Annotated in this window: 13 protein-coding genes; 3 read left to right on the top strand and 10 right to left on the bottom strand. The window is 37.7% G+C overall.

From position 1 onward, the window contains the following. Nucleotides 1-68 precede the first annotated feature (68 nt). Nucleotides 69-1,787 carry a hypothetical protein gene (locus B2Z27_RS14990; protein WP_286814248.1) on the top strand — a complete coding sequence of 573 codons (1,719 nt, stop codon included), beginning with the start codon at nucleotides 69-71 and terminating at the stop codon, nucleotides 1,785-1,787. 72 nt (nucleotides 1,788-1,859) lie between these two features. Here B2Z27_RS14990 and acs read toward each other — a convergent pair whose 3' ends face one another. The 9 genes from acs to nagB all read right to left on the bottom strand — a co-directional run bounded on the left by acs (nucleotide 1,860) and on the right by nagB (nucleotide 14,225). Beyond that, nucleotides 1,860-3,767: an acetate--CoA ligase gene (gene acs, locus B2Z27_RS14985; RefSeq protein WP_071341778.1), complete on the bottom strand. Its 1,908-nt coding sequence runs from the start codon at nucleotides 3,765-3,767 to the stop codon at nucleotides 1,860-1,862. Between the two features lie 72 nt (nucleotides 3,768-3,839). Then, entirely contained in the window at nucleotides 3,840-5,534 is a 1,695-nt protein-coding gene (locus tag B2Z27_RS14980) for a sodium:solute symporter family protein (protein ID WP_286814247.1), read from the bottom strand. A 23-nt stretch (nucleotides 5,535-5,557) separates the two neighbouring features. After that, nucleotides 5,558-5,818 (bottom strand): DUF4212 domain-containing protein, encoded by a 261-nt coding sequence (locus B2Z27_RS14975; protein WP_071341780.1) that lies wholly within the window; start codon nucleotides 5,816-5,818, stop codon nucleotides 5,558-5,560. A 132-nt stretch (nucleotides 5,819-5,950) separates the two neighbouring features. Then, a complete protein-coding gene (locus B2Z27_RS14970; RefSeq protein ID WP_286814246.1) occupies nucleotides 5,951-7,027 on the bottom strand; it encodes an anhydro-N-acetylmuramic acid kinase in 1,077 nt (358 codons plus the stop codon). Continuing rightward, nucleotides 7,014-7,865, bottom strand: a complete 852-nt coding sequence (locus B2Z27_RS14965) for a CPBP family intramembrane glutamic endopeptidase (protein ID WP_286814244.1) — start codon at nucleotides 7,863-7,865, stop codon at nucleotides 7,014-7,016. The genes B2Z27_RS14970 and B2Z27_RS14965 overlap by 14 nt, the downstream gene beginning before the upstream one ends. Before the next feature lie 6 nt (nucleotides 7,866-7,871). Next, nucleotides 7,872-9,428: a glycoside hydrolase family 3 protein gene (locus B2Z27_RS14960; protein ID WP_286814243.1), complete on the bottom strand. Its 1,557-nt coding sequence runs from the start codon at nucleotides 9,426-9,428 to the stop codon at nucleotides 7,872-7,874. Beyond that, nucleotides 9,421-10,695: an MFS transporter gene (locus tag B2Z27_RS14955; RefSeq protein WP_286814242.1), complete on the bottom strand. Its 1,275-nt coding sequence runs from the start codon at nucleotides 10,693-10,695 to the stop codon at nucleotides 9,421-9,423. The genes B2Z27_RS14960 and B2Z27_RS14955 overlap by 8 nt, the downstream gene beginning before the upstream one ends. 1 nt (nucleotide 10,696) lies before the next feature. Next, the gene (locus tag B2Z27_RS14950) at nucleotides 10,697-12,214 is read right to left on the bottom strand and encodes a glycoside hydrolase family 10 protein (RefSeq protein WP_286814241.1); all 1,518 of its coding nucleotides are present in this window, start codon (nucleotides 12,212-12,214) and stop codon (nucleotides 10,697-10,699) included. A gap of 82 nt (nucleotides 12,215-12,296) precedes the next feature. Beyond that, the gene (gene nagB, locus B2Z27_RS14945; protein ID WP_286814240.1) at nucleotides 12,297-14,225 is read right to left on the bottom strand and encodes a glucosamine-6-phosphate deaminase; all 1,929 of its coding nucleotides are present in this window, start codon (nucleotides 14,223-14,225) and stop codon (nucleotides 12,297-12,299) included. Nucleotides 14,226-14,425: 200 nt separating this feature from the next. On the opposite strand from nagB, the gene B2Z27_RS14940 reads away from it, so the two are divergent. Together B2Z27_RS14940 and murQ are read left to right on the top strand one after the other, a co-directional pair. Next, nucleotides 14,426-15,175: a DeoR/GlpR family DNA-binding transcription regulator gene (locus tag B2Z27_RS14940; RefSeq protein WP_058103306.1), complete on the top strand. Its 750-nt coding sequence runs from the start codon at nucleotides 14,426-14,428 to the stop codon at nucleotides 15,173-15,175. 4 nt (nucleotides 15,176-15,179) lie between these two features. Then, nucleotides 15,180-15,992 (top strand): N-acetylmuramic acid 6-phosphate etherase, encoded by an 813-nt coding sequence (gene murQ, locus B2Z27_RS14935; protein ID WP_286814239.1) that lies wholly within the window; start codon nucleotides 15,180-15,182, stop codon nucleotides 15,990-15,992. A 70-nt stretch (nucleotides 15,993-16,062) separates the two neighbouring features. Here the strand turns inward: murQ and B2Z27_RS14930 are convergent, their stop codons facing one another. Next, nucleotides 16,063-17,184 carry a PQQ-dependent sugar dehydrogenase gene (locus B2Z27_RS14930; protein ID WP_286814238.1) on the bottom strand — a complete coding sequence of 374 codons (1,122 nt, stop codon included), beginning with the start codon at nucleotides 17,182-17,184 and terminating at the stop codon, nucleotides 16,063-16,065. Between the last annotated feature and the right edge of the window lie 79 nt (nucleotides 17,185-17,263).

The raw sequence follows: 17,263 nt of genomic DNA, 5'->3' as shown, positions 1-17,263 counted from the left end.
GTTGATTTTCAGAACTGTGAATTTATATTGTGAATGTTATGTTTTAATAAATAATAATGTTTACAGCTATGAAAAATCCTTTTCTCTATGTGCTAATACTATGGCTTGTTTTTGTAGCATGTAAGAATAGGGGAAATACGCACGATATTTCAAACAGACCTTTTATAGCTTGTGCGCCTATTACAACAGATTTATCTTGGTATCAATCTGATAATATGGCTCCATTGATCGATGGTTTAGATGTAATGGAGTTTCCTGTAACTACTAATGATAGGCTGGCTCAAAAATATATTAATCAAGGCATGGTATTGGCTTATGGATTCAACCATGCAGAAGCGGCAAGGTCTTTTTATTATGCAACTAAATTGGATCCTGATTGCGCAATGGCATACTGGGGTTTTGCCTATGTTTTGGGTCCAAATTATAATGCGGGCAAGGAGCCGGATAATTACCAAAGAGCGTATGATGCTGTTCAAAAGGCAAAAGAATTAGCGAGTAAGAATGCATCTCAAAAAGAAAAGGATTTAATTAATGCCTTATCCAAAAGATATGTTCAATTCCCGGTCGAGGATAGAAGTGAACTTGATCTAGAATATTCAAATGCGTTACGGGAAGTTTATAATAAGTATTCATATGATACAGATGTAGCTGCCTTATATGCCGAATCTATCATGGATATGTTTCCTTTTGATTTGTGGGATGAAAATGGAATTCCAAGAGAAAGAACAAATGAAATTGTTCAAGTTGTAAATAAAGCTTTGGAAATAGATCCAAAACACCCGGGTGCTCATCACTTTAAAATTCATATGATGGAAGCATCGTTACACCCAGATGGAGCCTTGGAAAGTGCTAAAATTTTTGACGAAGGTCTGGTGCCTGGAGCTGGACACCTAATTCACATGCCTTCTCATGTATATATAAGAACGGGTGATTATCATAAAGGTACTTTGGCAAATTTGCGGGCTGTGGTAGTAGATAGCAATTATGTGGCTGCTTGTAATGCCCAAGGTGCATACCCAATAGCCTATTTTCCCCATAACTATCATTTTTTGGCTGCTACCGCTGCGTTGGAAGGAAATAGTAGTTTGGCGTTAAATGCTTCGTACAATGTAGCAAAACATTCAAGTACTACCTTAATGAAAGAGCCGGGCTGGGGAACACTGCAACATTTTTACACGATACCGTTTTATATTTGTGTAAAGTTTGGCAAATGGGAAGAAATATTGGAATTGGAGAATGAGGTACCTTCTTTAAAATACCCTGCCGCAATTCTTAATTATGCACGTGGTATGGCTTTTTTAAGTTTAGGTGAAATGGAAAAAGCAAAAAAAGAATTATACTCTTTGGAAACTTTTGCGAAAGATGAAAGTTTAAAAGAAATAACCATTTGGGATATTAATACCGTTTCGGTATTGGTTCAAATTGCCAGAAATGTTTTAAAAGCTGAGATTTTGGCAAAGGAATTTAAATATTCTGAAAGTATATCATTGTTACGCGAAGCGATTGAAGTAGAAGATGGATTAAATTATAATGAACCGCCAGATTGGTTTTTTTCAGTAAGACATCACCTTGGAGCAATTCAAATAGAAGCTGGGTTGTACAATGATGCAGTAAGTACGTACAAAGAAGATTTGCTGAGGCTACCTAAAAACGGATGGGCGCTACACGGTTTAAAACTGGCTTACGAAAACTTAAACAATCAGGATATGGTGAAAGAGGTTGAACTGCTAAGAAAGCAAAGTTGGGAAAATGCCGATATTGTTTTGACCACCTCTCGTGTAAAATAAAATTCGCCAAACCCATTTTTTCAATGAGCTTGACGAACTTGGTTTAAATAAAGTATGTGTTGTAATTGTAAACTATAGTGCATTGTCCATAATTTCTTGAACAACTTCTGGGTTTAAAAGTGTACTGGTATCTCCTAAATTACTAGTGTCGTTGCTGGCGATTTTGCGTAAAATTCTTCGCATAATTTTACCACTTCGAGTTTTTGGCAGACCAGATACAAATTGAATTTTATCCAATTTGGCAATAGGACCTACATGTTCTGTAATTTGCTGGTTGATCTCTTTTCTTAAATTTTCACGATCTCTACTTTCACCAGTTTCCTTAAGAATAACATAGCCATAAAGTGCATTTCCTTTAACATCATGTGGGAAACCTACAATAGCGGATTCCGCAACAGCAGGATGTTCGTTAATAGAATCCTCAATAGGAGCGGTACCCAAATTGTGACCAGAGACAATGATTACATCATCTACACGACCTGTAATTCTGTAATACCCAACGGCATCTCTCAACGCGCCATCACCTGTGAAATACATGTTTTCAAAGGCAGAAAAATAGGTGTCCCTGTAACGGTCATGATTGCCCCATACCGTTCTTGCAATAGACGGCCATGGGAATTTAATGCACAGTCTACCATCAACTTGATTGCCTTTTATTTCTTTACCATTTTCATCCATTAGTGCCGGTTGAATGCCAATAAAAGGTAAAGTCGCGTATGTAGGCGTAGTTGGAGTTACGTACGGTATTGGTGTAATCATTATTCCGCCTGTCTCCGTTTGCCACCAAGTATCCACTATAGGGCTATTTTTTTTGCCAACATTGTTGTTGTACCAATGCCATGCTTCCTCATTTATGGGTTCACCTACTGAGCCTAACACTTTAAGGCTAGATAAGTCATGTTTTTCAACGAAATCTAAATTTTCTTTTGCCAAAGCTCTAATGGCCGTTGGCGCGGTATAAAACTGATTAACTTTATGTTTTTCTACAACCTCCCAAAAACGTCCGTAATCTGGGTAGGAAGGAACTCCCTCAAACATTAAAGTAGTGGCTCCGTTGGCAAGTGGACCGTACACTATATACGAGTGCCCGGTTATCCAGCCTATATCAGCAGTACACCAGTAGACATCATTTTCTCTGTATTGAAATACGTTTTTAAATGTATAGGCGGTATATACCATATAACCTGCCGTGGTATGTACCATTCCTTTGGGGGTACCGGTTGATCCGGAGGTGTACAGTATGAATAATGGATCTTCGGCATCCATGATTTCTGCAACACAATCTGCATAAGCTTCGTCCAATAAGGGTTGTAGCCATTTGTCCCTACCATCTAGCATGTCTATTTTGGTTCCTGTGCGTTTGGTCACTAAAACATTGGCTACACCAGGGCATCCTTCCAATGCTTTGTCGACAATTCCTTTTAGGTCGATAGATTTACTACCTCGAAAAGAACCATCCGCAGTTATGACAACCTTACAATCAGAATCATTGATCCGTGTTGCTAGGGCATTTGAAGAAAATCCTGCAAATACTACGGAATGTATGGCGCCAATACGTGCACATGCCAATAATGCGACAGATAGCTCAGGAATCATTGGAAGATATATACAGACACGGTCTCCTTTTTTTACGCCATGGTCCAATAATACATTTGCCATGCGGCAAACTCTCTCGTGCAATTGCCTGTAGGTGATATGAAGAGCTTCTTCTTTAGGATTGTTAGGTTCAAATATGATGGCGGTTTTGTCACCTCTTGTGGGTAAATGCCTGTCTAAACAATTTTCAGTGATGTTAAGTTTTGCACCTTCAAACCATTTTATTTCGGGCTTTTTAAAATCCCAGCTCAATACATTGTCCCAGCGCTTGCGCCAGACAAAATGCTCCTCTGCAATCTCTTCCCAAAATGCTTCGGGATTTCTGATCGATTTTCTATAGACTTGATAGTATTCCTCAAGATGTTTAATGTGGTAATTACTCATGGTATGCGTTAATTAATATGCAAAGGTTGTTGAGGCCTTTGGTCGTTGTTGTTTCTAATTGATTTATGTTGTTTAATGTCCCGTAGCTTCACCTGCACCACTGGGTATTCTAATATTTTCTACAATTTCTTGAACATCTTCTGGAGGTTCAGGAGTAAATTGCAGTATAATGATGGCTACTATAAAATTAGCGATCATTGCAATGCTACCAAAACCTTCTGGTGAAATTCCAAACCACCAATCGTTTGATGTTCCGCCCCCAAACCAACCGAATTTAAATTTGGTCATATAGAAGAGCATAAGTAAGATGCCGACGACCATGCCGCCAATGGCGCCTTCTTTGTTCATTTTTTTGTAAAATATACCAAGTACGATTGCCGGAAAAAAAGATGCGGCAGCAAGACCAAATGCCAGGGCGACAACTGCAGCTACAAAACCTGGCGGATTTATACCAAAGTACCCTGCAATTATTACGGCAATGGTGGCCGATCCCCTTGCGACCCATAATTCTGCCTTATCCGAGATGTTAGGTTTAAAGACTTTTTTGACCAAATCATGTGATACCGAGGCAGATATAACAAGCAATAGCCCTGCTGCCGTTGATAGGGCAGCCGCCAGACCGCCAGCGGCAACCAAAGCAATCACCCAAGCCGGTAGATCCGCAATTTCGGGGTTTGCCAATACCATAATATCATTGTCAATAGTCAATTCATTCTTTGACATATCAGCTACATATTGAATTTTGCCATCTTCATTTTTATCATCAAAAGATAATAGTCCGGTTTCTTCCCAATTTTTGAACCAAACAGGCATGTTTGAATATTCTTCATTACTGACCGTGTTGATGAGATTAGTTTTTGCAAATACGGAAACAGCTGGGGCCGTGGTGTATAAAATAGCGATTAGTAATAAGGCGAGTCCAGCAGATTTACGAGCATCTTTTACTTTTTTCACCGTAAAGAAGCGAACAATGACATGAGGTAAGCCTGCAGTGCCTACCATGAGAGCGAAGGTTATGGCAAAAATATCGGTGATAGATTTAGATCCATCGGTATATTCGTTGAAACCTAGTTCTGTAGATAATCCGTCTAGTTTATCCAATAAAAAAGTTCCAGACCCATCATTTAAGGTGGAGCCCATTCCTAATTGAGGTATAGGATTTCCTGTCATTTGTATGGATATGAAAATTGCGGGAACCATAAAGGCGAAAATCAGTACACAGTATTGTGCTACTTGGGTATAGGTAATACCTTTCATTCCACCTAACACGGCATAGAATAATACGATGATCATTCCTATAATCACCCCCGTATTGATATCTACTTGAAGAAATCTTGAGAATACTACACCTACACCGCGCATTTGTCCTGCCACATAAGTAAACGATACGATCAGTGCACAGATCACAGCTACAATTCTAGCCGTTTTTGAGTAGTAGCGGTCACCAATAAAATCCGAAACGGTAAATTTTCCGAACTTTCTAAGATAAGGGGCAAGTAATAGGGCTAAAAGCACATATCCGCCTGTCCATCCCATTAAATATACAGAACCATCATAGCCAGCAAAAGAGATGATGCCTGCCATAGAGATAAATGAAGCTGCCGACATCCAATCTGCTGCGGTGGCCATACCATTGGCTAATGGAGAAACACCGCCACCCGCAACATAAAAATCTTTTGTAGAACCTGCGCGAGACCATATAGCTATACCTATGTATAGAGCAAAGGTGAGTCCTACTAAAATATATGTCCAGGTCTGTACACTCATTTTGTTAGTTTTGGTTGGTGTGATTAATCGTTGTATCCGTATTTTTTATCCAATTTGTTCATGAGTCTTACATAAACAAAAATTAGGATGACAAAGATGTAAATAGACCCTTGTTGCGCAAACCAGAAACCTAATTTGAATCCGCCGATCTTAATAGTGTCCAATGCTTCCTTAAATAAAATGCCAGCTCCAAATGATACAGCAAACCAAATGGCCAGCAAGATGAATAAATAACGTACATTTTCTTTCCAATAAGCGGTAGCTTTCTTTTGTTTTTCAGACATGTTATATGCTATTTTAATGAGTGAATACGCTTAGAGTGCACTAAAGCCGTATTCGTTTAAAACTTGTACCATGACAGGGCAAAGGTTCTATTATTTTAAATCTCGATTATCAAGTAAATTAGGCATAAAAGTTTAATTAGGTATGAACAATACTCCACTTGATGAATCTTTTTTTGCTCCAGTTACAGAGGAAAGTACATTTGTTAGTTGCTCAACTCTTAAAACGCCCATTAAAGCAAATACCAAAGCTTCTTTAAACTCTATAATTATTTTTTCGGGCACCACTACATTTGTGGTTTCGCCCAATTTAGCTTGTAATGTTTCGGTTAGAAAGGAATTTAAAGCTCCGCCACCGGTTACCAATAATTCTTGGTTGTTGTGTTTAAAATTCAATTGAATCTGTTGTGCCACTTTATCGCAGATATGATGAACGCTGGTGTGTAACAAGTTCTCTAAGGTATCTTTGGTATCTTCAACAATGGGCACTACCTCGGCTAAAAACCACTCATACCCAATAGATTTTGGGTGTGGTAATAAATAGTACTCTAGACCATTTAACCTTTCTAACATGGTTTTGTTTATTTTGCCCTTGCGGGCTAGTTTACCGTCTTCGTCGTATTCTAGATCCACCTTTCTGGTAATATGGTTGAGAATCATATTTGCTAAACCAATATCATAAGCTATTCGCTTTCCTTTTACATCAAAAGATATATTACTGATGCCACCTAAATTTAAACAGAAATCATATTGACTAAAGAAAATACTATCTCCAATAGGTACTAAAGGAGCTCCTTGACCACCTAATGCCAAATCATTTGTTCTAAAATCACAGATGACTTTTATGCCGCAAGCATTTGCCACATGCTGTCCTGAGCCAACTTGAAAAGTAAGCCCCATCTCTGGTCTATGGTGAGTGGTATGACCATGACTGGCAATATAATCTACTACCAACGAATAGTCGTTAACAAAGGTCAAAACCTGTTCTCCTAGCCAAGTGCCATAGGTGTTATGTAATTCTATAAGTTTTTCTGCAGATAAATCAATGGCATTTTTTAAGGTGTTCAACATTTCAGTTGAATATTTAATGCTCTTGGTTTCTTTGATTTCAAATTGCCAAGTTCCTTTTTTCTCCCAAATGTGACAGTAGGCTAAATCAAGGCCATCTAATGATGTGCCTGACATGAGACCGATAATTCTATATGTTTTCATTTCTGATGGTTTGCCGTTTTTTTACTTGATAATAATAAATGATTAGTGCTACCAGTGTTAGTTCTGTTATTAATGAAAAAATAGAGCCTTCAAAACCGAATTGCCCTCCGTTCATCATATTATTTTCTGGAACAGTGAACTCTATGATACTATAGATATCTTGTCCGCTTACATTAAAGCCGAACAAGGATTGAAATAGATTCCAACTAAAATGGAAGGCTATAGGGTACCATAAATTTTTTGTGTAGATGTATGAGACCCCCAGTGCAATTCCTGCTAAAAAAAGCCCTGTTAAACTGAAAAGACTAATATTTGGATTTGCACCATGAGCTATAGCGAACACTATAGAAGAAATTATAAGTGCGATATATTTGTTAAAGGATAGCATAAGGTTCTTTAGAATATACCCTCTAAAAAGAACTTCTTCTAAAATGGCTACAAGTAAGAACAGTAATGTGGTATAAATTAACTCTAATACATCAAAGTTAAATTCACTATAGATAATTTCTTCGGCAGCCCATAAACTAACATAGGCCAATCCCATTATGACCAACCCAAATAGAGTACCTATTATAATATCGTTTTTTCTGTTTTTAATCTGAAGCCCAACGTCCATAAAATTTTGCTTGTCCATATATTTCATGAAAATCCAGACTAAAATTAGCGTTCCTAAAAACGAGAAAAATGTCATGATCAGTTGTTGAAGAGAGGTTTCTTGAAAATCGTTATCACCAAATGGAATACCGGCAACGAAAGCACCGGCAAGTTGAAATAGACCAACTATTATAAAATATGGAAATATCAATGCAATTACTCTAGCCCACCCACTATGATTCATAAGACTTTAATTTAGTTTTACAGGTAATTTTCCTTTTGCCTCTAATGTACCCATAAAATGTGCTGTGGCAACGTCTTGAAACTCTTTGAAATTCTGATATGCAATTACGGTAGCCATTGTTTTATCCGTTTTAAAAGATTGTAGAGCATATGGGTTTCCAAAATGATACAGGACCACTTTTTTGGTAGTGATTAAATCATTTAAAAAATCTATTTCCTCTTGAAGAAAACCAAAATTATTGGTTGGTTTTATTTGAGGAGGAGTTAGCAGCAAAAGAATCTCGGTTTCATTTTCAACTTCTTTTCGCATTGCCATAACATTTTTAACAATATCTTGGTTCGTTTGATCTGTGGTAAACCTTTTAAGTGTCAATGTGCAGAAATTGGTTGTTCTAAAATGTTCAATACCTTGCGCAGTGCCATTATGTAGGGTGATTGATCGCTCTGCTATTTGTTTGTTCAGAGCACTTGGGTCTGTTAATTCTAGAGTGGAATCAACTTCTGATATTGCCTTTGCTTTCAGTTTCCAAATACGTTCTATACTCTTGTTAATTTGTGCTTCCGATGCATTTTTTAAAATACATTGAATGCCTTCTTCTATATGCTCGGCAAAACATAAAACGTCATTACCTGCATTAAAGGCCAACCATTCCAATTCTCCTTTGGTTGGGTAGTTTTTAGATACTGCATGCATGTTCAAGGCATCTGAAATGACTACTCCGTCAAAGCCCATTTCATGCCTTAATACACCGGTTATTATATCTTTATTAATGCTAGATGGTAATTCTGGGCTAGTGGTTAGTGCAGGCACGGATAAATGACCTACCATCACAGAATCTACACCTTCATCAATTAATTTTTGAAAAGGGTAGAGCTCAGTCTCCAATAACTCGGCTTTTGTTTTCTCTATAACAGGAAGCCCCAAATGTGAATCTGTAGCCGTGTCTCCATGTCCGGGAAAATGCTTAATGCTTGTAAGTACACCTTCGGACTGGGTTCCTTTTACAAATGTTTTTGCCAATGTAATTACTTGTTCTTTGTCATCACCAAAGGATCTATACCCAATTACAGGGTTGTTAGGGTTTACGTTGACATCTACTACAGGAGAAAGATTCCAATGTATTCCTGCGGCTTTACAATCTTTGGCAATGTTCTGGCCTATTTTAAATACTAAGTCTTTATTGTCCTTATTAGCTCCTAAGGTAATGGCGTACGGATATTGGGGGGTGTTTTCTATGCGCATGGCCAAGCCCCATTCCGCATCAATGGAAATCAATAGGGGGTAAGTAGCCGCTTTTTGATATCTTTTGATGAGGTATTTTAAAGTTTCAAAACTATTTTCATTGACAACAATTTTCTTTTTGCCTTCAAAGTTAGTTGCCGCACTTGCCCGAGAATGAAAAAAACAAAGCCCGCCAACATGGTGTTCAGAAATTAATTTTTCTAGCTGCTGTATTTCTTCTTCGGTATCATTTATAAAAGCTGCGGGCATAAATAATTGACCAACTTTTTCTGAAAGTGAAAGTTGCTTTAAGGCTTTATCCGTAGGTAGTAATCTATTCATTGGTAACCGTTGTTTTTTTGCCGAAATCTGCTGGGTAGGTAATAAATTTTAGAAGTAAGAGTGCTGGTAGGGCCGCAATGACTACCCATACAAAAAAGCCGTCATACCCCAGCCATTGCTGCATGTAACCGCTGATCATACCGGGTAGCATCATCCCTAAGGCCATAAAACCGGTGGCAATGGCGTAGTGAGATGTTTTAGATTTGCCCTCGGCAATGTAAATGAGGTACATTAAAAAGGCAGCAAAACCGAAACCATATCCAAATTTTTCAAAAACCACTGTTGCCGTAACGGCATAGATACTTGTAGTATTGGTCATGGCCAAAACGGCATAAAGAATATTAGGCAGGTTCAATGAAAGTACCATGGGTAACATCCATTTTTTTAAACCATCTCGTGAAATTAAGATACCACCCAATATACCGCCAACGGAAAGAAAAATAACTCCTACGGTACCGAAAATAGTTCCTAATTGTTCCGTAGAATATCCTAATCCGCCTTTATCAGGTGAGTCCAATAAAAAAGGGGACGCCATTTTTACCAATTGTGATTCACCTAAACGGTACGTAAGAATAAAAGCTAACGCAATACCTATGCCCGGTTTTTTAAAAAATGATGCAAATACCTCTAAAAAGCCTGCTGGTTTTTCTTTATCCTCTGTATTTTCAGATTCATATTTTGGTGTAACAAAGAAGTTGGCAACAGTCATGATCAACATTAAAAAAGCGGCAGCTGACATGGTTATGCTCCAAGCTTTGGTGTTGTCGCCATATTTGTTTTCTAAGAAACCGGCAAGTACAACTATTAAACCTTCGCCCGTTACCATGGCAAGTCTATAGAAAGTACTTCTCATGCCAACAAAGAACGATTGTTTTTTTTCTGTTAAGCCAAGCATGTAATATCCATCTGAAGCAATGTCATTGGTGGCAGAGGCAAATGCAGCCATCCAGAAACAAGCCAAAGATGAAATGAAAAACATATTGGTTGGTAGGGTAAGTCCAACGCCTAGTAGCGCAATGGCGATTAAAAGCTGCATGCTCAAAAACCATTTACGCTTGGTGCTTTTTAAATCAACGAACGGACTCCATAATGGTTTAAGTACCCATGGTAAATAGAGAATGCTGGTGTATAGGCCTATGTCTTCATTGCTGACCCCTAATTTTTTGTACATGATTACGGAAACCGTAACTACCAATACATAGGGCAAACCTTGTGTGAAATAAAGCACAGGTACCCATGCCCAAGCTCCTTTGTCTTTTTGTACCATACTACTTATTCACTTGTTTTAAATTAATAATTATTGGAGTGGTCTCTTTACCGTAAACATCTATGAAACTAATGGCGTTGTACTTTTTCTTCAACTGGTCAAGTGGTATGTTTAGGCTTGTGTTATTGTTCTCAACATAAATTTTCGATCTTAATTTCTTTATGTCATAGGTGTCTTTTACCCTTATGCCAGATGAGTAGACTAAAGCAAATCTTATATTTTTCAAGTCATTGAACTCTAGTGATAATTCAGTATCGTTTTTACTTGCACTTACCAATTTTGGTGTTTTTACCGTGTGGTTTTTGGCTAAGCCAGAAATAGGATTCAATGCTGGTCTCTTATAGTATTTTTTGTGAATATATTCTACCACATCATCCTTGTCAGTCATTAATGATTTGGCACTGAACATGATATTGCCTTGTATTTGTGGCGTGTTACGCGCCAACTCTAATTGCATGGGCAATTCTTTTTTTTCTTCCCAAGCTTTATCGCTGTTATTTCTAATCTTATAAGGTCCGTTACCAACATATAGATTAGTGTTATTGTTGTTCTTTGCCCACCAATCAACAATTTTTCTGTGCGATGCTACAGGTAGATCCATGCTCCAGTATACTTGGGGTGCTAAATAATCTATCCAACCTTTTTCTATCCAAAGTAATGGGTCGGCATACAAATCTTCATAAGTAGTTTGTCCTGCTTTGGTGTCAGAACCTTTTGGATCTGTACTATTATTTTTCCAAACCCCAAACGGACTTATACCAAACTGAACCCAAGGTTTAATTGATTTTATGGTTTCGTGAGACTGTCTTACTAAAGAGTCAATATTACTACGTCTCCAATCATCTAATTTTTGATGCTCTTGTGCGTACATTTTAAAGGCGACCGAGTCATCAAAAACTTCATTTAAAACCTTGTAAGGATAAAAATAATCATCAAAATGGATGGCATCTACATCATAATTAGTCACCAACTCCGTTATAATATTTGAAAAATGGTTGCGAACTTCTGGCAAACCTGGGTTGTAATAATTTTTCTTGCCGTAATGTACGATCCATTCCGGATGGGTACAGTAGTCGTGGGTTTCTGATAATACTTCGAAATTTTCATCGAAAGTTGCCCTGTACGGATTTAACCACGCATGGAACTCCATGCCTCTTTCGTGGGTTTCGTTGATCATCCATTCTAGGACGTCTGTATTCCATTTAGGGGCTGTACCTTCTTCTCCTGTTAAAAATCGTGAATATGGCACATAATCAGATTGGTAAAAAGCATCGCCGGCTGCACGTACTTGAACTATAACGGCATTATAATTCTCTCTTTCATAAAAATCTAAAATCTTTAAAAAATCGGTTTTTTGTTTTTCTGCTGAATCATTGCCATTCTTTGGCCAATCTATATTGACCACAGTAGCTACCCAAACCCCTCTAAATTCTCTTTTAGGGTATTTTTCATATGACTTAAAAATGCCACATGAATTAAGAATAAGTAGTAAAGCAAATAGTGTTAGCTGTTTTATCATAAAGTAGAAGCCGATTAGATGACTTTTAACAAAAAAGGCCCATTTTAATTTTAAAAATAGGCCTTTTAATTCAATTCAGTTGTTAGTTGAATTTATGTCTTACAAAGGCTTCCATTGCTGCATATGATGATAAGCCCATTGCTTTGTATTTATTAGCGGTATCTCGATTTCTTTCTTCGGCGCGCATCCAGAATTCTCTTGAATCATCTCCTTGGAACATGACACCATCTTTTTGGGATTGGTGACAGAAAATAGCATTACGCTTTTTCAAAACCTGACCCGGACTCATTGGTACTGCCATTTCAATTTCATTGATGTCCCACTCATGCCAAGCACCTCTATAAAGCCATAACCAACAATCTTTCATAAAGTCTTCGGTCTTTAGTTTTTCGCAGGCTGCAAACACTGCATCTAAACAAACTTTGTGCGTGCCGTGTGGATCGGCAAGATCACCAGCTGCATATATTTGATGGGGTTTTATATCACTTATAATATTGGCGACAATGGTAATGTCTTCATCAGAGAGATTTTTCTTTTTTATGGTGCCCGTTTCATAGAATGGCAGATCTAAAAAATGCACATTTTCATCTTGTAACCCCATGTATCTTGTTGCTGCATAAGATTCTCCTCTTCTTATCTTGCCCTTTAAATTTCGAACTTCTGGCGAGTCTATACGGGTTTCATTCTTTTCCGAAAGAGATTTGATGATTTTATTAGCTTCGTCTGACGGACTGATATGTAAAGCTATTTCTGCATATTTCCTGGCGTCTGTATCAGAAACCGCTATGTTACCAGAGGTTTGATATACAATGTGCACCTCATGACCTTGTTCTACAAGCCTGTCAAACGTACCGCCCATTGATATGACATCATCATCTGGGTGCGGACTAAATATTATCACTCTCTTTTTTGCAGGAGTGGCACGTTCTGGGCGGTGAGTGTCATCTGCGTTAGGTTTTCCGCCGGGCCAACCTGTTATGGTATGTTGCAGTTTGTTGAACATTTCAATGTTCAGGTTATAAGCATCATTTAGAGCCAGTAAGTCTGCCATACCGTTATCGTTGTAATCTTTATCGGTTAAACTTAAAATCGTTTTTCCGGTAGTCTCACAAAGCCAAACGATAGCTTTAGCTTTCAATTCTTCTGTCCACTCACAGGCATCTACCAGCCAAGGAGTTTTGTTTTTTGTCAACTCGCTTCCGGCACCCGTATCAAGAACAAAGGTGCAATTGTCATGCTCTTGCAAATATGTGGCCGGTACGTGTGAAGATATTTCCCCTTCAATTGTTTTCTTAATAATGTTCGCCTTGTTTTGCCCCCAACCTAATAAAACAATACGTTTAGCTTTTCTTACCGTTGAAATACCCATGGTAATGGCTTTTCTAGGTACATTGTCTATGCCTAAAAAAGAAGGTGCGGCATCTACACGTGTAATATGATCTAATGTAATTACCCGAGTGCCGGAATTAAAGTGAGATCCAGGTTCGTTAAAACCAATATGCCCTGTTCTACCAATACCTAAAAGTTGAAAATCCAGCCCTCCATGTTCTTTAATTTTACGCTCATAGCTTAAGCAGTAAGCCGTAGTTTCTTCATTGCTTACCGTGCCATCTGGAATGTGAATATTCTTTTCAGGTATATCTACATGATTAAATAGATGTTCGTGCATGAAGTAGAAATAACTTTGAATATTATTTGGCTCCATGGGTAAATATTCGTCTAAGTTAAAAGTGATTACATTTTTAAAACTTAGACCTTCTTCCTTATGCATGCGAACCAACTCTTCATAGACCCTGATCGGTGACGATCCTGTGGCTAAACCCAAAACGCAATTTCTTTTTTGCCCTTGTCTCTTTTTTATTAAAGCTGCAATTTCATGAGCAATTTGAATAGAAGCTTCGTTTGAATCTTGAAAGATTACATTATGAATTTTTTCAAACCTGGTTTCTTCGAATTGTCCAATGGGTTTATGACTAATGTCAATTTTGGAATCTATTACGGCGTTTTTCATTTGATATTGATGGGTTTTTGGATTTTTAAATCATGCAAATATATGCGTTATTTTTATTAACTGCAGTTTTTTGCAATAAATTTTGCGACTTTTTGCGGTTAATTTATCCTTAACTACACTTTACAATATATTAACGTCATAAAACGGCATCTGATAAAATTCGCTATATTTGCCATGTTTATTAGAAAATTGCCGTTAATATGTTAAAAGAGGAACGCCAACAGACCATTTTAAATGAGGTGGATCTGCACAATAGAATTCTTATTACAGATATTGCCGAGGCGTTAGATGTATCTATTGATACCATTAGGCGAGATGTAAAAGAGCTTGATGCGGAAAATAAGCTCAGAAAAGTACATGGTGGTGCCATTTCTATGGGGTATATGACCAATAGTGCAAGAAATACTAATATTTATAAATTAGAGGATAAGGTTACTATTGCCACCAAGGCAGTTGCCATGTTGCGAGATGGTGCGGTTATTTTTTTGGACGGAGGAACCACATGTATGGAATTGGCGCGAATAATACCTGAAAACTTAAATCTTACCTGTTTTACCATAAGTCTGCCCGTGGCCATGGAACTTTCTCATAAAGCCAATATTAATGTGATTTCTATTGGTGGTCAAATTTCAAAAGAAGCACAGATCGCTATTGGTGCAAATGCCATTCACCATATTTCTGAAATTAGGTTCGATTATAGTTTTATAGGAACGGGATATGTAGATGCTACCTTTGGCTTAACAGAATTTGATTGGGATATCGTGCAAATAAAAAAAGCGATTATAAAAGCCTCTAAAAAAACTGTATTATTGTCTATTTCAGAAAAATTAAATTCTCAACATCGATATAAAACTTGTGATATTAGTTCTATTAATACTATGATTACTGAATTGAACCCCAGTGATCTGTTATTGAAAGCCTTTAAAAATCACGATATAAAAATTATATAATTAAATGGATTATAAAAAAATCACCGAAACTCCTTCTAATCATAATAATTTGGAGTTAATGGATACCCAGACCATTCTTCAGAAAATAAACGAAGAGGATAAGAAAGTGGCATTGGCGGTAGAGAAAACTATTCCACAGGTTACTAAGCTTGTAGATGCTTTGGCAGAACGTTTTGCAAAAGGAGGTAGGCTATTTTATATTGGGGCAGGAACCAGTGGGCGTTTAGGTATTCTTGACGCTTCTGAAATACCCCCAACTTTTGGTATGCCACATGAACGCGTAGTTGGTTTGATCGCAGGCGGAGATACGGCTATAAGAAAAGCTGTAGAAAATGCTGAAGACGCCACACAGCAGGCATGGGTAGATTTAATGATGCATGATATCAATGATACCGATGTTGTAGTCGGTATAGCGGCATCTGGTAGTACTCCTTATGTGATTGGAGGATTGGAAGATGCAAAGAAAAATGGAATTTTAACGGCTGCAATTACCAACAATCCTGGCGCTCCTATTGCAAAAATTGCGGATATTCCCATTGAAATTAATGTGGGACCTGAATTTCTGACCGGGAGCACTAGAATGAAAAGCGGTACATCTCAAAAATTAGTATTAAATATGATATCCACTGCCTTAATGATTAAAATAGGTAGGGTGAAGGGGAACAAGATGGTAAACATGCAATTGAGCAATGATAAGCTTGTTGATCGTGGTACTCGTTATATTATGGAAGGTCTTGATATTGATTATACCGAAGCTGCTGCCTTATTGAAAAAGCATGGGTCTGTTAAACTGGCTATAGATGCTGGTAAACAATAAAGGCGATGCTTACTTCTAGCTAAACAGAAAGCCTGAATATTTAAATTTCTATTCAGGCTTTTTTTATGCTTTAGCTTTTCGGTATCAATTTATAGATTCCTTTTCCTTCAATAGCTACATAAATTAATCCGTCCGGACCTTCATGTACGGCACGAACTCTTCCCATACCGTCCATTAATTTTTCCCTAGCAATTACTTTGTTACCATCCAAAATCAATCGTTCTAAATATTGGAAGGCCAAAGATCCTACTAATATACTCCCTTTCCAGTTTTTGTAGGTATCACTGGTAACATAAGTCATGCCGCTAGGTGCAATAGAGGGTACCCAATAATGAATAGGTTGTTCCATACCTTTCATTTCGGTTTTATCTGTAATAGGTGTTCCGCCGTAATTAATGCCATAAGTAACTAATGGCCAACCATAATTTGCACCTTTTTTAATGATATTGATTTCATCGCCACCTCGCGGTCCGTGTTCATGGACCCAAATTTCTCCTGTTACGGGGTGCATGATCAAGCCTTGGGGATTTCGGTGTCCATAACTATAAATAGCTGTTTTGGCACCTTTGACATCCTGAAAGGGATTGTCTGCTGGTATACGTCCATCATCGTGCAAACGGTAAATTTTGCCCCCATCTCTTTTTATGTCTTGCGGGTTGGTATCCCTGTCGCCACGTTCACCTATAGAAAAGTATAGAAAACCGTTTTTGTCAAAGGCAATTCTAGATCCAAAATGTTGTCCTTTGGTAGTGTTAGGTGTTGCTTTGTACAATACTTGCTGTTCAGTCAATGAGTTGTCCTTTAATTTTGCTCTCATTAGGGCAGTGTGCCCTCCTTTTTCCTTTCCTTCTACAGAAGCATAGGTTAAATAGATCCAACCATTTTCTTTGTATTTTGGGTGCAATGCAATATCTAAAAGTCCGCCCTGACCTCTATTATAAACTTCAGGAACATTACCGATTATCGATTTTTTGCCCTTGTTAAAATGTATCAATTTCCCTTCTTTTTCAGTGATTAATAAACTATTGTCGGGAAGGAATGTAAAGCCCCATGGAATCTGTAGCTCATCGACGAACAGCTCAGGGGTAAAAAACATCTCTTTTGGGGTATTTACTTTATTTTCAGGGTTTTGTGCGCAAGAAAAATTAAGCGTTACAACGAATAAAAGCGGGATGATAATACTATTTTTCATATTGAGGCGTTAGAAATATATTAAAGAACACGTGATTAAATTAAAGACAAAATATAAGTAAAAAATTACACCAAAGAAC

The sequence above is a fragment of the Maribacter sp. UBA3344 genome (assembly GCF_002362375.1).
Classification (GTDB): Bacteria; Bacteroidota; Bacteroidia; order Flavobacteriales; family Flavobacteriaceae; genus Maribacter; species Maribacter dokdonensis.
Note: the sequence above shows the minus strand (reverse complement) of the source record. Positions and strands in the feature narration are given on the sequence as shown.

Bases quoted from the DNA above. Each gene is read 5' to 3' on its own strand.
- B2Z27_RS14950 (WP_286814241.1), bottom strand. From the start codon at position 12,214: ATGATAAAACAGCTAACACTATTTGCTTTACTACTTATTCTTAATTCA.
- B2Z27_RS14930 (WP_286814238.1), bottom strand. From the start codon at position 17,184: ATGAAAAATAGTATTATCATCCCGCTTTTATTCGTTGTAACGCTTAAT.
- B2Z27_RS14955 (WP_286814242.1), bottom strand. From the start codon at position 10,695: ATGGTACAAAAAGACAAAGGAGCTTGGGCATGGGTACCTGTGCTTTAT.
- B2Z27_RS14975 (WP_071341780.1), bottom strand. From the start codon at position 5,818: ATGTCTGAAAAACAAAAGAAAGCTACCGCTTATTGGAAAGAAAATGTA.
- B2Z27_RS14940 (WP_058103306.1), top strand. From the start codon at position 14,426: ATGTTAAAAGAGGAACGCCAACAGACCATTTTAAATGAGGTGGATCTG.
- B2Z27_RS14970 (WP_286814246.1), bottom strand. From the start codon at position 7,027: ATGAAAACATATAGAATTATCGGTCTCATGTCAGGCACATCATTAGAT.
- B2Z27_RS14990 (WP_286814248.1), top strand. From the start codon at position 69: ATGAAAAATCCTTTTCTCTATGTGCTAATACTATGGCTTGTTTTTGTA.
- nagB (WP_286814240.1), bottom strand. From the start codon at position 14,225: ATGAAAAACGCCGTAATAGATTCCAAAATTGACATTAGTCATAAACCC.
- B2Z27_RS14960 (WP_286814243.1), bottom strand. From the start codon at position 9,428: ATGAATAGATTACTACCTACGGATAAAGCCTTAAAGCAACTTTCACTT.
- murQ (WP_286814239.1), top strand. From the start codon at position 15,180: ATGGATTATAAAAAAATCACCGAAACTCCTTCTAATCATAATAATTTG.
- acs (WP_071341778.1), bottom strand. From the start codon at position 3,767: ATGAGTAATTACCACATTAAACATCTTGAGGAATACTATCAAGTCTAT.
- B2Z27_RS14965 (WP_286814244.1), bottom strand. From the start codon at position 7,865: ATGAATCATAGTGGGTGGGCTAGAGTAATTGCATTGATATTTCCATAT.
- B2Z27_RS14980 (WP_286814247.1), bottom strand. From the start codon at position 5,534: ATGAGTGTACAGACCTGGACATATATTTTAGTAGGACTCACCTTTGCT.